The following is a 14,498-nucleotide window of genomic DNA, read 5'->3' on the forward strand; positions in this document are numbered from 1 at the left end:
AAAAAAAGAAGACCCGCTACAGCAGGTCCTGTTCTGTAAAATGACTTCTTACAGCGGAATTTCGTTGATGCTTTCCGGGCGAAGCACCGGTTCCCCATACTTCTGGTTGTCCATGCCGATCACGTCTTTTTGTCCGTTCAACCAAATCCGGACCTTTTTGTCCGGGGCATTCTCCGTTACGGTCAGCACCAGCGACTGCAGCATTTGTGCCGGCGGCTTTTCTCCAGCCTCGAACATATCGTCTTCAATGGAGACGGTAATTACTCCATCCTCCGATAACTCCACCGCTTTCAGCACCGTATTGTCCGTGAGCACCCGTTCCAAACCGTCTCCGCGGGATGGCCCTTTGATCAACTCGGTCAATGCGCCCGTGACGGTGTTTTTCTCCGAGGATACGAACCGGGTTACCGGTACGAAGTACTGGACCCCATCCGGCGTCGATGCCGAGAAGAAGACCGTCACCGGCCGGGTCTGAGACAAGCTGATGCCGTCACCCAGCTCCAGATTGATGCCCAGCGTACGGTTGAGCGGCCGATCCAGGGGAGTTCCGTTCACCGGCATTTCATTCAGTTTGGCGCCATCCATCCACAACTGGACGTTTTCGATATCCGGATCGCCAAGCAATGTCCATGTAACGGCCTCCAGAATCTTGCGTTCGTCCGTAGCGGCGTAAGTACCGAACGACTTGTTGAATTCGACGATCGCCAGCTTCTCGTCCTTTTTCAGCGTAACGGCCTGAACCTCCGTGCCTGCCGGCAGCACCCCACTGAATCCGGTAGGAACCGTACCTTGATAAGGTCCTCCGTCAACGAGCATCTCCAGCATCCGGATCTGCTTATCCGTGGCGTCGCCCTTCGGCAGGTGCAAAGAAACCGGCGCGAGCCAGCCCTGCTCGTTCTTGAGATAGACGGTCGACAACGCTTCCTCCGTTGCGATGCTTGTCCGGCCTGTCCCGTTCGCGGACTCCAACGATTGCAGCATTTGGGCCTCGACATCGCCCGGAGGCGGATCGATTTGCGCCGAAGAGCCCATTCCGAACAGACTGCAGCCTGACAACAAAAGCGGGATCGCCAACATCCCGGCGGCGGCCGTATTGCGTAACTGGCGGTTCCATCTAATCATCGGACATCCTCCTAACATGTTCTCGGGATTGTCCAAAAGATGACTTTTTGAACAACCTCTATTACTATGTATACGAGCCCCTTTTTGGAAAAATAACTATATTTTTCACCAAGGTGGACAAACTGCATCTTAGCTATGTTTTCTAAAAATACGCGAGTTTACCTCAAACAGCGGGAGGAGTAGGTGACGAGATGGAACAAGAAGAAAGAAAAGCGAAAGCGCCTTACAGCCTGAACAGTAAAAAAGTAGCCGATGCTACGAAAGTCTGGCTTCAGAAGCGGGGCGTTAAAATCGAAGAGATCGCGGAACTGGTCATGCTGCTTCAGAAAAAATACTACCCGAACCTGACGATGGAGGAATGCATCCATAATGTCGAGCAGGTACTGAGCAAACGGGAAGTGCAAAACGCCGTGTTGACCGGCATTCAATTGGATATTCTCGCCGAACAGGAACTGCTGATCCCCGAACTTCAAGATATGATCTCCAATGACGAAGGATTATACGGTGTCGACGAAATACTCGCTTTTTCCATCGTCAATGTGTACGGCAGCATCGGCTTCACGAATTATGGATACGTGGACAAGCTCAAACCGGGAATTCTGGAACGGCTGAATGATAAAACGCTCGGTCCATGCAACACGTTCCTGGATGACATCGTAGGAGCGGTAGCCGCCTCGGCAAGCAGCCGGATCGCCCACCGCAAGCAAACGGAACGGGAGCTTGAGCACGGCGAAGAAACGCTCGGCAAAGACATTGTTCGTTAATCCGCCAAGGGCAAAAGCACAGCTATGAATTCATCTGTAATTTTGCTATCCATCACGAGCTGTAAAAACACAAGAAGGCCGCCGAGTAATCTCGGACAGCCTGAAAGATGGCGCCCTTTACAAACAGGGCGCTATTTATTTTGACCGATCATCCTGTCGGACCAGATCTCCTATAAAAGCAGCTTCCATCCGTGCCCGGGATTTCAATCGCCCGCCCCTGACGTACCAATTCGACCAGATGGGCCAGCGCCTCCGACATGGCAAAGCGCATTTGGTGAATACCCAGCTCCGTTCCGAACAGGGCGGTACAAATCTCAAAGCCGGTCTGATCCCGTTCGGTCAGCAGCGAATGAATCAGATCCAATCGCTCCTCGTGATGAATTATGAGGTCCTGCGTTCGCTCCGTAAAGTGCGTGAACGGGTTGCGGTGGCCGGGAAATGCCTTAACCACCTTGAAGGCTCCCAACTTGGAGAGCGAATCCATGAACGATTGCAGCGGCTGCGGGTCACTGCCCGGCAGCAAGCTGATATTGGGGGAGATCTGCGGCAGAACCGCATCTCCGCAGAGCATAAGGCGCCGCTCCGGATCGTAAAACGACAGATGGCCCGGAGCATGCCCCGCGCTCTCGACCGCGACCCAATCCCGGCCGCCCATCACCAGCGCATCCCCTTCAGCCCAGTAAGTCACCTCCGGGGATGGCGTAACCTGTGCCAGGAAGCCCTCCAGATGTTCCGGCAGCTGCTCATACCAGGAGCTCGGCATCCCGTGCTTACGGTAGAGCTGTAATAGCGCGTCGTTCACGTTGCTGTCCGTTCCCCACATCCGCTGCGTCTCCTCATAAGCCCTCCTTGACATGAACACCTCGGCTCCGGTCAACAACTGCAAATAACCAGCCATCCCGTAATGGTCCGGATGATGGTGGGTCACCACGATCGAGGCGATCTCTCGGGGAGAAATGTCCAATTCACGCAGAGCGGTTACCCATTCCGATTCGGCAAGATCGGTCCTTGGACCGGGATCCACGATGGTGACGCCTTCTTCGCCACGGAGGATATAGCTGTTGACCCAGCGCAGCGGCGGGGCCATAGAAATCCGGACCCGAACCAGTTCTTCCTGCTCGAACACTTCAATTTCGGACCTGCTCATGCGCATCGCCGCCCAACCATAATCATCCGGGGCGACGTAGCGGCGTTATAAACCTCCTCGTCATAGCCCCCATGAATGTAATCCAGAACCAAACCAGCCTGGGAGAGCATGGAGGCAAATGCCTCGCTCTTATACAGCTTGATCCGTTCCAGGTAATTCCTTGGTTCTTTATGCATTTCAGTACCATTGTCACGGATGTCCGTAATGGTAATTCTTTTCTTTACAAATCCGTTTTCGATAGCGCGCGTCTCCTTAATAAGCTGTCCGTCATCCACCCGCTCCGACGCGGGAACCAAATGAGCGGCCGTATAATCCGGATTGAGAAAGTCGATAATGAACCTTCCTTCCGGCTTCAGGACCCGGTATATTTCTTTTAACACTTTGAGATGCTCTTCGTCCTTCTCGAAATATCCGAAGGAGCTGAACAGATTTACAACGGCGTCAAAGCCGCCCGCTAGCGGCAAATTCCGCATATCCGCCCGAAGCCAGGTTACCCGTCCATCGGGATCGTTCTTCCGGGCTTCCCTGAGCAGGACCTCTGACAAATCCACGCCGGTTACCTCATACCCCGATTCATCCAAAGCCATGGAATGGCGGCCCATGCCGCAGCATAAATCCAATACTTTAGCTCCCGATGGCAGATCCAGCCATTCCATCATCTTATGTACTTCCCGCTTAGCGCCCTGCACGTCGCGGTGTTTATAGACGAGCAAGTAATCTTCGCCGAAGCTTTCCTCGAACCATTCCGCCATTCTGGTCTCCTCCCGACTCATACGCTTTCCTCTGTCTATCTTTTCATAGCCTTAATTGTACCTCCTGAACCATAACGAGACAAACGAAAAAACATACTTCCCCGTATATAAAACAAGGGAGCCGAATGGCTCCCCTTGTCCTGCAGTTCAGATAACAGTCATTATTCTGCTGTATTTGTATCCGTTGTCGAAGCCTCCGCTTTGTCGGTCAGCGTATTCTTGATGTCAGCCTTGCTGCGGATCTCTTCAATCCAAGTTCCAGTCAATTGGCCTACCTGCTGCGAAACAAGCCCCTTGCGGATCTCTTCCTTCTTCTCTTCCAGCGTTGCCGTATGGGCTTCTTTCCGGTCGGTCAGTTTGATGACCTGATAACCGGCTTCCGTTTTCACGGGGCTGCTGATTTCATCTTTAGCCAGTTTGAAGGCCGCATTCTCAACAGCTTCTTCCACTTGCCCGCGGGCAAAGAAATCGGTATCCCCGCCGTTAGCCTTCGTGGCTTCATCCAGCGACTTGCTCTTCGCCAGTTCGGCAAAATCCTTGCCGTCCTTCAGCTCTTTAATAATTTCTTTCGCTTCGTCTTCCGTCTGTACAAGAATCACGGATGTCCGGACTTGCTCCGGCGTATCGAAAGAAGCTTTGTTATCTTCAAAAGTTTGCTTGATTTGCTCATCGGTGACCTTCACCTGCGGCTCAAGCAGTTGGGTCAAAAGCTCATTCATTCTGATATTTTCGCGCAGATCTTCCATGGTCATTGCGCTGGACGCCAACGCTTGTTCCAGGTTCTCTTTGGACCCGAAATTCTCTACGTATTTTTCGATTTCCTTGTCGATCTCGGTATCAGGATACACAATGTTTTGCTTTTTCGCTTCTTGGTCGATGAGCTTCATAGTGATCAGTTTATCCAATGCCTGCTCATTGGCACCGCCTACAGACATTTCGTCATAAAGCTGATCCTTGGTAATTTCTTCACCGTTGACGGTAGCGACAGCCTCGACCTTCTTCCCGGAAACGAGCGGGATGATTACGGCTGCGATCAACAAGACCGCAAGCACCAGAGAGACGATTTGCCATACTTTATTGCCATTGCCTCCGCCGCCGGATTGTGGCGCTTCCGCCTCCGCTTCCGACTCCGCCTCTGCCTCGGAATCCTGTTCCGATATCAGAGCCATCGCTTCTCCTTCATGGACTTGAGGAATAAAGCTATCCTCCTGGACCGATGCCTCCGGATCCTGAACAGGGGCTTGTCCTTCTTCAGCCACGCTCTCGGAGACTTCCGGCTGATCCTCCGGTTCTTTTATTGATTCTAAATCCTTATTCTCTTTCTCATCCATTGATCGATTGACTCCCTTCATTAATAAGACAGCTTTCTCTTCTCTTATGACTTTACCAGAATTATGCCCCCGTTACCTTAAGGAATTATAAAAAAACCGGGACTATTTTTAATTTTATTTTAATGTATCCATACTAAATCCAAACCTGTCATTCGTGTTATGCGGGGAAAAGGTGTAAAATGATGGGGAGAATATGTTCGGGAGGAACTGACAACCATGGATTATCAAGCCTATTTTCAAAGTAAAAAAGATGCGCATTTAAAAGAACTCGGCGAACTGCTTACGATTCCGAGCATTTCCGCCCTGTCTGAGCATAAAGCCGACGTATTGAAGGCGGCGGAATGGGTCGCCGAATCCCTGCGGCGCGCCGGCATGGATAATGTAGAGGTGCATCCCACAGCGGGACATCCCGTCGTAACCGCAGAGCACCTGCATGCTCCGGGTAAACCAACCGTCCTTGTATACGGCCACTATGACGTTCAGCCGGTCGATCCCCTGAACTTGTGGGAAACGCCTCCGTTCGAGCCGTCCATCCGCGACAACAAGCTGTACGCGCGCGGTGCGACCGATGATAAAGGCCAAATGTTCCTGCATGTCAAAGCCGTCGAGGCGATTCTGGCCCAGGAAAAAGAGCTGCCCGTTAATATCAAATTCTGTATCGAAGGCGAAGAAGAGGTGACCAGCCCGAATCTTCCGTCCTTCCTGGAATCCCACCAGGAGCAATTGGCGGCCGACGTCATCCTGATCTCGGATACGGCGCTGCTTGAACCGGGCAAACCTGCGATCTGCATCGGGCTTCGCGGACTGTGTGCGCTAGAGGTAACCGTAAATACCGCCAATACCGATTTGCACTCGGGTACTTTCGGCGGGGGCGTACCAAACGCGCTGCATGCGATCGTCTCTCTGCTGGCGACCCTTCATGATGATCAAGGGCGTGTAGCCGTAGAGGGTTTTTATAAGGGTGTTCATGAATTGACGCCGGAAATCCGCGAGGAATTCGCGAAACAGCAATTTAATGAGGAGCAGCTCAAGCAAACGCTGGCCTTGACCGAACTTTACGGGGAGGAAGGCTACTCCTTTGTCGAAAGAACTGGGGCACGTCCGACCCTTGAACTAAACGGCGTATACGGCGGCTTCCAAGGAGAAGGCACCAAAACGGTCCTGCCGAAAGAAGCGCATGCCAAAATTACCTGCCGCCTCGTAGGCGATCAAGATCCGCAGGACATCATCGACAAAATCGAGAAGCATCTGCATGAGAACCTTCAGAAAGGTGCAACTCTTCAAGTCAAGGCCACCGAGAAAGCCCGCGCTTTCACGTGCGACCCTTCAGATCCGATGCTGCAAAAAGCGGCCGATGCGTACGAAAAGGTGTACGGAACCCGCGCGCTGTTTACGAAGGACGGCGGCTCCATTCCGATCGTGGAAACCTTGTCCCGCGTATTGTCGGCTCCGGCCGTCATGATGGGCTTCGGCCTGCCGGACGAAAACCTGCACGCCCCGAATGAACATTTCAATCTGGAAAACTTCGATAAGGGCCTGCTCACCATCGTGGAATATCTGAAATCGCTGTAAAACACAAAAAGGCCGTTCCCGCGTCAGTTCGTACTGACCGGGAGCGGCCTTTTTTTATCTTTGCCTATTCCTTTGTTACCAGCTTCAATGGCGCCGGGATAGACTTCTCTACCGTTTTGCCTTGAAGTACATCATGGGCGGCCTGTACCGCGAGTTGTCCGATCAGCTCAGGCTGCTGTGCCACAGTGGCGGTCAATTGGCCCGCCTGGATCGACTTCAGCGCATCCTCGTTACCATCAAAGCCGATAACCGGAATATCCTTGCCGGAGCTTCGGATCGCTTCGATTGCGCCGAGCGCCATTTCATCGTTGTGAGCAAATACGGCCTGCACATCTGGGTTTGCTTGCAGCAGGTTTTCCATTACGTTCAAACCTTTAACGCGGTCAAAGTCCGCGGTTTGCTTGGCGATGACTTTGAGATCCTGATCCGCCACTTCATGGAAGCCTTTGCCGCGTTCGCGGGTGGCCGATGCGCCTGCGACGCCTTCGAGTTCAACCACTTTGGCTCCTTTACCGAGCAGTTGCACGATGTATTCCGCAGCCATCTTACCGCCTTTGGCATTGTCCGAAGCGACCAGCGCTTCAACTTCCCCTTGATCCGCGGAACGGTCCAAGGTGATGACCGGGATGCCCAAGTTATTCGCCGATTGCACTACCGTCGAGATCGCGGCCGAATCGGTCGGATTGATCAGCAAGACGTTGACGCCTTTTTGCATCAGATCGTCCACATCGTTGCTTTGTTTAGCCGAATCATTTTGTGCGTCGACAACGATCGTTTCAATGTCGAGCTTATTCGCTTCGTTTACTACGCCGTCTTTTAAGGAAACAAAGAACGGATTGTTCAAAGTGGAGACGGACAAACCGATTTTCATATTTTTAAGGTCCCCGCCCGTTTTGGGCTTAGCCCAGCCCGGCGGTTCCAGAGAACAGCCGGTGGTCAGGATCAGCAGAAAGGCTGCCAGCAGGATCGTTAGCTTTTTCATAGTCAATTCTTCCCCCTTATGCGGATTTCTTGCGGTCGATGAGGACGGCGATCAGAATGACGATCCCTTTGACTACCATCTGGTAGAAGGAAGATACGCCCAGCATGTTCAAGCCGTTGTTCAGCGTACCGATAATCAGTGCGCCGATGAGCGTGCCGACGATACGGCCGCGGCCGCCGGAAAGGCTTGTTCCGCCAAGGACAACCGCCGCAATCGCGTCGAGTTCATAGGAAGTACCGGCGGTTGGCTGCGCCGAATTCAGACGGGAGGTCAGAATCGCGCCCGCCAATGCGGACATCAGACCCGCCAGGGTATAAATCATAATTTTTACGCGGGATACTTTAATCCCGGACACGATTGCCGCTTTTTCATTGCCGCCGATCGCATAGGTTTTGCGTCCGAAGGAAGTTTTGTGCAGCACGACCCACAGGATCGCAAACGTAATGATCATCGTAATCGCCGGCACTGGAATACCGAATTGGTAGCCGCGGCCAAACAATTGGAATGTCATGCTGTCGCCGAGTCCGGTAATCGGATTCCCGTTTGTGTAAACTAGCGTCAAGCCTCTAAAAATCGTCATCGTGGCCAGCGTTGCGATAAACGGCGCCATTTTCCCCTGGGTAATCAGGAGACCGTTCACCATCCCCATCACACCGCCGAGCAGACAGCCGACAATGATCGCGAAGATCGGATCAAATCCGGAAACCATCATGTTCGCCACAAAAGCACTGGATAACGCCAGGATGGAGCCGACGGACAAGTCGATGCCTCCGGTCAGGATGACAAAGGTCATGCCGAACGCGATCAAGGCGTTGATCGACACCTGACGGAGCAGGTTCAATATATTAAGCGGTTCCAAAAAGCTTGGATTAAGGATCGCGACGATGATGATCAATATCGCCAGACCGAGCAGCGGACCTAACTTCTGCGTGATTTGCGAAAGCTGGAATCCTTTGGCTGCGCTTGCTTCATTCTTTGTTGTCATATTACTGTCCCCCTGTAGCCAGCGTCATTATTTTTTCTTGCGTCGCTTCTTCTTTGCTCAATTCCCCTGTAATGCGCCCTTCGTGAACCACGACGATGCGATCGCTCATGCCGAGCACTTCCGGCAATTCGGAGGAAACCATGATGATGGCGACCCCGTGCCCCGTCAGTTCGTTCATTAACTGATAAATTTCCCGTTTGGCCCCTACGTCGACACCCCGGGTCGGCTCGTCCAGAATCAGAAGCTTGGGACCGATTCCTACCCACTTTGCGATAACCACCTTCTGCTGGTTCCCCCCGGACAAATTGCCTGCCGACGTTTCGGAAGTGTGGGTTTTGATTTGCAGACGTTTGATTAACGCTTCTACGAAGGCCTTTTCGCTTTGTGCCGAGAGCAGACCCTTGGAAGTAAAGCTTTTCAAGCTTGGCAGCACCATATTTTCACGGACCGAGAAGTCCAGAACCAATCCTTCATCCTTGCGGTCCTCTGTAATAAATCCGATTCCGAGCTTCACCGCGTCGGCCGGCTTGCGAATAACAGCTTTCTTGCCGAAGACGGAAATCTCGCCGCTGTCCAGACGATCGAGGCCAAAGAGGGCTCTCATCATTTCCGTGCGTCCCGAGCCCATTAAGCCGGAAAAGCCTACAATCTCGCCAGCCCGCACCTGGAAGCTCACATTCTCGAACATGCCTTTACGTGAGGCGTTCTTCACTTCGAGAACCGTTTTGCCAAGCGATGGCGTCCGTGCAGGATACCGCTCGGTGAGCTCCCTGCCGACCATTTTCTTGACCACTTCATCAAAGCTGGTTTCCGGAATGTCCTTCGTATCCACGGTCCGGCCGTCACGCATGACGGTGATCCGATCGCAGATCGTAAAAATCTCCTCCATCCGATGCGATATATAAACGATGGAAACGCCGTCCTTTTTCAGCGATGCAATGACTTCAAACAGCTTCTGGATCTCCCTTTCCGTCAGTGCCGAGGTCGGCTCATCCATGATGATTACCTTTGTGTCGGTCAGCAGCGCTTTGGCAATCTCGATCATTTGCTGCTGGCCAACCGAGCATTCTCCAGCTTCTACACCAAGCGGAATATCGACGGACAATTTCTTGAATTGCTCGTTTGCGAGCGCCTTCATTTCATTGCTCTTCAGTAAACCCCATCGCGAGGAAATCTCCCTGCCGATAAACATGTTCTCCAGCACGGTCATATCCGGCCAAACGTTCAGCTCTTGGTGAATAAAAGCTATCCCCCGGCGTTCCGCTTCTTTCGGGTTTGCAAAATACGTTTCCTCGCCGTCGATGAGAATGGTGCCCTCATCCCGGGCATGCAGCCCGGTCAGTATATTCATTAGCGTCGACTTGCCTGCGCCGTTCTCCCCCATCAGGGCGTGAACCTCACCTTCGCGGAGGTCAAAATCAACCCCGGATAACACCTGGTTGGAACCGAACGCCTTGTGAATCCCTTTCATTTGAATCTGCATAACGGGTCCTCCTTTTAACCGAAATAAACTCCTGATTGTAAAATAATGTTGGCATACGGTTTGGCTTCTCCCGTGCGGATCACGACTTTCGCCTTCCGCGTCAGTTCCTTGAATCTTTCATGAGGACATTGCTCTATGGGTTTGCCCCCAAACTTCTGATCTATATAACGGAAAGCTTCCGGATTGTCCGTCTGCATTTCTTCCGCGATGACGACACTTTCGATCTCCATATCGGCTGCAATCGCGTTGACCGTGTCTTCAAAGCTCGGAGATCCGAGTGTAAGCGCCAGGTCGATCTTTGGCACGCCCTCCGGTACGGGAAGTCCGACATCCACGATGACGATTGTATCCGTATGGCCTAGGTCGGCAAGAACTTTGGATATATGACTGTTTATGATTCCCTGCTTCTTCATTTACAATTGCGCCTCCACTTCCCGGCGGGTCGGCATGCCGCCCTGCGCCCCGAATTTCGTGACCGACAATGAAGCGGCACGATTGGCAAAGCGAACGCTCTCATATAGCGGCTGCCCTTCGGCCAAAGCAACGGCAAAGGCCGCGTTAAAGGTGTCGCCGGCTCCCGTCGTATCCACAACCTCCACCTTATAGGATGGAACGAGCTTTTCTTCACTGCCGTCATAATAACGAACACCCCGGCTGCCCTCGGTAATGAACAGCTTGTTCGGATACTTGCGCAGCGCTTCGGAAACGCTAAGACCCGGGAACAAAATGGCCGCTTCATGCTCATTCGGCGTGATGTACGCCGCATTTTCGATGACTTCCTCCTCTAACGGCCGGGCCGGTGCAGGATTCAGCAAAAGCGGAATGCCGAGCTTTCGGCAAATCCGGCTGACATGGGTTACGGTTTCCACCGGAATTTCCTGTTGAATCATGACCATAGCGGCATCTTCGAATGCTTGGATCGATTTGTCGACATAAGCCGGTGTAACCTCATTATTCGCTGCTTTCACAACAACAATGCTGTTGTCCCCTTCAGCCAGAATGATGTGGGCCGTTCCGCTTTCCATGTGTGTAACCGGTTCCACATAATCGATAGAAACCGCATTCCGTTTAAAGTTGTTTAAAATGTCTTGGGCGAAATGATCGTCTCCCACGCGGCCGATCATCGTTACATCGGCACCAAGCCGTGCCGCAGCTACCGCCTGGTTAGCTCCCTTACCGCCGGGAACCGTTTTGAAGCTTTCCCCGAGTACCGTTTCACCGGCTCCGGGACGCTTGGATGAGGTTACTACAAGATCTATGGATGAACTCCCTATCACAACAATTTTAGTCATTTTTCTCCGCCTTTCTGGTCGTATCCCGCTCCGTAAACGTAACAGGCATCTGAATGGTATGGTTATCCAATGCTTCTTTCTCAATCAATTGGATGAGCAAACGAGCCGCTGCTCTTCCCATTTCGTAGGCCGGCTGCCGAATCGTCGTTAGAGGCGGTGTCAGCAGGCTGCTGAGCGGGATATCGTCAAACCCGATAATCTGCACGTCCTCCGGAACCTTTTTACCGAGCCGCAGAGCTTCATGAAGCACCGCAGCAGCCACGATATCGTTACTGGCAATGACTCCGTCGGTGTCGGGAACCTTGCGAAACACTTCCTTCGCCCAAACGCCCGCTTCCGCGATGCCGAACGATGAACTCTGGATCACGTGAAAAGCGATATCCAGATCCTTCAGTGTTTCCGACGCTCCCCGAAATCGGTCCATCGCCGGCCGAACACGCTCAGGCCCCTGAATCACCGTGATATTTCGGCTTCCGCGAGCTGCGATCTCCTGGGCAGCCAGTCTCCCGCCCTCATAGCCGTCCGAGTAAACGGAGGGGCGATTGTCCATCGTACGGTCCAAAAACACGACCGGAATGTTCAGCTTGCGATAAGCATGGGTGTCCGGATCGTTGGTGGAAGCAATCATGCCGACTACATTATTTTGCACAAAAGTTTGAATATATTCTTGTTCTTTACTTGATTTCTCATCGCTATTGCCAAATATGATCCGAAAGTCATTCTCCTGCATCTCATCCTCCACCCCGCGAGCAAGCTCGGGAAAGAACGGGTTGGCGATGTCGGGCAGCAGCAGGCCGATCAGCCTCGACTTTCGTTTATAAAGGGATCTTGCAACTTCATTCGGCGTATAATGCAGCTCCTTGATAGCGGTTTCAACCTTCTTGCGGGTGTCCTCATGTACATAGCCTGTCTCATTGATGACCCGCGAAACGGTCGCTACCGAAACGCCTGCATGTTTTGCCACATCTCTTATTGTAGCCATCTCAACTTATCTCTCCTCATTGTGGAACCGGTTACACATTTAAAATAACACATTGAATTTGACTTAGCAAGATTTGATTCGCAGGGGATTGTTACCATGTCCGAATTACAAAAAACCTTCTTTCCTTCCCGCCGCAGCGGGTAAGAAAGAAGGTTCACGGTTTTCTGACCTTCAGAAACCGTCAGATTTTCAATTCCCCAAGCTTGATCAGCTCGACAACCGCCTGCGCACGACCTTTGACATTCAACTTTTGCATCACGTTGGAGATGTATTTTCAAGCACACATTAAACAATGTTTAGTATGAGCTTGAATTTACCGTCCTTATTAACTTCAATCCTTTTTACCATGATCAATAACAAGGTCCGGATTTTCTCAATGTCCTCATCATAAGATTTGAAATCAGATAGTTCAGTCAGTGCTCTTTTAATATCCCGAAAGTTCTTCTCTACATCAAGCGTCCGCTTTTCATTAATCCTTATCTTCGATAGCCTTTGCTCATTTTCATTTATTTCTTTCTCATATTCGGATTTTTCAAACTCATACTGAACGCTGTCTATTTCACCCAGTAGATTCTGGCGCCGGATCTCGAACAGCAGTTTACGATTATCCTCGATCTTTCTCTCGAGCTTTTTCTTTTCTTTATCGTAGTTATTATTCGGCAATTGAATAGACACTCCTTCTAGGAGCTTCTTATCTATGCCGTCAGTCCATTTTTTCATTTCAACCAGCACGGTTTTAATGAGCTCGTCCCTTGTTTCGTAATAAGGGATCCATTTACTATTACAGCATCCAATTTCTCCTGTTCTCCTACGCCGAGAACACATCAGATAGCGATACCTGCGTCCTCTAACAAGAGATGACATTGATACCATTGCGGTGCCGCATTCGGCGCAGAAAATAAATTTAGCGAATACATTTACAAAGGATCTTCTGCCGCCTCTTGCGCCTCCACCGCGTAACAACCGGGTTTCCTGTGCTTGATCGTATAGCTCCTGGGAGATTATCGCCTCATGGGTTGGAAACTTCGTCTTCTGCCACTCACTCTTTGGTTTTTGGACAAGTTTTTTTCTTCGATCCATGAGATTAGATAGATCATTGTATGCGACCTCAGTCGTATGCCGTCCGAAAACACTATATCCCGTATAATTTTCATTTTGCAAAATTCGTTGAATACTAGAAAGTCCCCATACTTCACTGCGATATGGAGTGTATACCTCCTGATTTTCATTATCGCCATTGAGGTAGTTGACGATCGCCTTTTCACCCATGCCTTGATTTACATAAAGGTCATAAATGAGCCGGACGACCCTAGCCTGATCCTCAACAATCTCAAGTGTTTTTCTTTTGCCGCTTTTCATTTTAGGATCGTCGATGGTCACCTTCTTGTAACCATAGGGAGGGATTGATCCGATATAATTTCCTTGTTCAGCTGACTGCCGAATCCCTCGGCGCGATGACACACTGATGTCTCCGCTTGAATTTTGGTTTACGACCGATTTGATGCCAAAGAGTAGCTCGTCATCTTTTTTTCCCGAGTCATATCCATCTTCGATCGACACCACTCTAACTTTCAGGACATTGACTAATATTCGTTTTAACGTAATCGCATCCAATGCATCGCGACTAAAACGAGAAAGAGAAGCGAACCAGATAGACCTGACTTCGCCTCTCTTAGCATCTTCTATAATTCGTTTAACATCTTCCCGCTCCACAATATTTGTTGCTGTGTCTCTGTCCTGGTATATATGATCAAGTTCAATGTCTTCCCGGGCAGCAATCTCACGTATAAACGATTCCTGATGCTCAGGGCTATCCTTCTGAGAATCTTTCAGGGTAGAAACCCTCACATAACCTCTATCCTTTGCGACCATTACGCATTTCCTCCGAAATGTATTTGTCCAAAACCTCGTCTAGATTATATGCTACGGCCCCATTTTTTTTCAAGACATTTTCTATGGTGGTCTTTAACAAGGATCGAATAATAGATTGTGTTTGCTCAGGAGTTCCAGCGTAAACAACTTCAATTTCAATCGCGCTTACGGACTTTTTCTTCCCCATTTTTATCACCCTTAATAGGCTATGAGA

Annotated in this window: 14 protein-coding genes and 1 pseudogene; 2 read left to right on the forward strand and 13 right to left on the reverse strand. The window is 51.0% G+C overall.

The window, feature by feature from the left end:
- Positions 1–48: 48 nt before the first annotated feature.
- Positions 49–1,122: a GerMN domain-containing protein gene (locus NYE70_RS11215; RefSeq protein ID WP_211023313.1), complete on the reverse strand. Its 1,074-nt coding sequence runs from the start codon at positions 1,120–1,122 to the stop codon at positions 49–51.
- Between the two features lie 191 nt (positions 1,123–1,313).
- Between NYE70_RS11215 and NYE70_RS11220 the strand changes: the two genes are divergently transcribed.
- Positions 1,314–1,886: a phosphatidylglycerophosphatase A family protein gene (locus NYE70_RS11220; RefSeq protein WP_211023315.1), complete on the forward strand. Its 573-nt coding sequence runs from the start codon at positions 1,314–1,316 to the stop codon at positions 1,884–1,886.
- 148 nt (positions 1,887–2,034) lie between these two features.
- Here the strand turns inward: NYE70_RS11220 and NYE70_RS11225 are convergent, their stop codons facing one another.
- The 3 genes from NYE70_RS11225 to NYE70_RS11235 all read right to left on the reverse strand — a co-directional run bounded on the left by NYE70_RS11225 (position 2,035) and on the right by NYE70_RS11235 (position 5,116).
- Entirely contained in the window at positions 2,035–3,033 is a 999-nt protein-coding gene (locus tag NYE70_RS11225; RefSeq protein ID WP_341045993.1) for an MBL fold metallo-hydrolase, read from the reverse strand.
- Positions 3,030–3,785, reverse strand: a complete 756-nt coding sequence (locus NYE70_RS11230) for a class I SAM-dependent methyltransferase (RefSeq protein ID WP_213656119.1) — start codon at positions 3,783–3,785, stop codon at positions 3,030–3,032. The genes NYE70_RS11225 and NYE70_RS11230 overlap by 4 nt, the downstream gene beginning before the upstream one ends.
- A 161-nt stretch (positions 3,786–3,946) precedes the next feature.
- Complete coding sequence (locus NYE70_RS11235) at positions 3,947–5,116, reverse strand: peptidylprolyl isomerase (RefSeq protein ID WP_290408413.1); 1,170 nt, start codon at positions 5,114–5,116, stop codon at positions 3,947–3,949.
- A 216-nt stretch (positions 5,117–5,332) separates the two neighbouring features.
- Here NYE70_RS11235 and NYE70_RS11240 point away from each other — a divergent pair, with 216 nt between their 5' ends.
- Complete coding sequence (locus NYE70_RS11240; RefSeq protein ID WP_341045994.1) at positions 5,333–6,688, forward strand: dipeptidase; 1,356 nt, start codon at positions 5,333–5,335, stop codon at positions 6,686–6,688.
- Positions 6,689–6,752: 64 nt separating this feature from the next.
- Here NYE70_RS11240 and rbsB read toward each other — a convergent pair whose 3' ends face one another.
- The 9 genes and pseudogenes from rbsB to NYE70_RS11285 all read right to left on the reverse strand — a co-directional run bounded on the left by rbsB (position 6,753) and on the right by NYE70_RS11285 (position 14,471).
- Positions 6,753–7,670 carry a ribose ABC transporter substrate-binding protein RbsB gene (gene rbsB / locus NYE70_RS11245; protein WP_341045996.1) on the reverse strand — a complete coding sequence of 306 codons (918 nt, stop codon included), beginning with the start codon at positions 7,668–7,670 and terminating at the stop codon, positions 6,753–6,755.
- Between the two features lie 16 nt (positions 7,671–7,686).
- A complete protein-coding gene (gene rbsC / locus NYE70_RS11250) occupies positions 7,687–8,655 on the reverse strand; it encodes a ribose ABC transporter permease RbsC (protein ID WP_341045998.1) in 969 nt (322 codons plus the stop codon).
- Between the two features lies 1 nt (position 8,656).
- The gene (locus NYE70_RS11255; protein ID WP_341045999.1) at positions 8,657–10,138 is read right to left on the reverse strand and encodes a sugar ABC transporter ATP-binding protein; all 1,482 of its coding nucleotides are present in this window, start codon (positions 10,136–10,138) and stop codon (positions 8,657–8,659) included.
- A gap of 14 nt (positions 10,139–10,152) precedes the next feature.
- Entirely contained in the window at positions 10,153–10,551 is a 399-nt protein-coding gene (gene rbsD / locus NYE70_RS11260; RefSeq protein ID WP_341046000.1) for a D-ribose pyranase, read from the reverse strand.
- Positions 10,552–11,430, reverse strand: coding sequence for a ribokinase (gene rbsK / locus NYE70_RS11265; protein WP_341046002.1), 879 nt, complete (start codon positions 11,428–11,430; stop codon positions 10,552–10,554).
- On the reverse strand, positions 11,423–12,412 hold the full coding sequence (locus NYE70_RS11270) for a LacI family DNA-binding transcriptional regulator (RefSeq protein ID WP_341046003.1): 990 nt from the start codon (positions 12,410–12,412) through the stop codon (positions 11,423–11,425). The genes rbsK and NYE70_RS11270 overlap by 8 nt, the downstream gene beginning before the upstream one ends.
- Positions 12,413–12,593: 181 nt before the next feature.
- Positions 12,594–12,683, reverse strand: a pseudogene (locus tag NYE70_RS11275) (helix-turn-helix domain-containing protein); the annotation flags it as partial.
- 14 nt (positions 12,684–12,697) lie between these two features.
- Positions 12,698–14,284, reverse strand: coding sequence for a recombinase family protein (locus NYE70_RS11280; RefSeq protein WP_341046004.1), 1,587 nt, complete (start codon positions 14,282–14,284; stop codon positions 12,698–12,700).
- Positions 14,268–14,471: a hypothetical protein gene (locus tag NYE70_RS11285; RefSeq protein WP_341046006.1), complete on the reverse strand. Its 204-nt coding sequence runs from the start codon at positions 14,469–14,471 to the stop codon at positions 14,268–14,270. Before NYE70_RS11285 ends, NYE70_RS11280 begins: the two co-directional genes overlap by 17 nt.
- Positions 14,472–14,498: the final 27 nt, after the last annotated feature.

This window comes from Paenibacillus sp. FSL R5-0407, from assembly GCF_038009185.1.
Lineage (GTDB): Bacteria > Bacillota > Bacilli > Paenibacillales > Paenibacillaceae > Fontibacillus > Fontibacillus vini.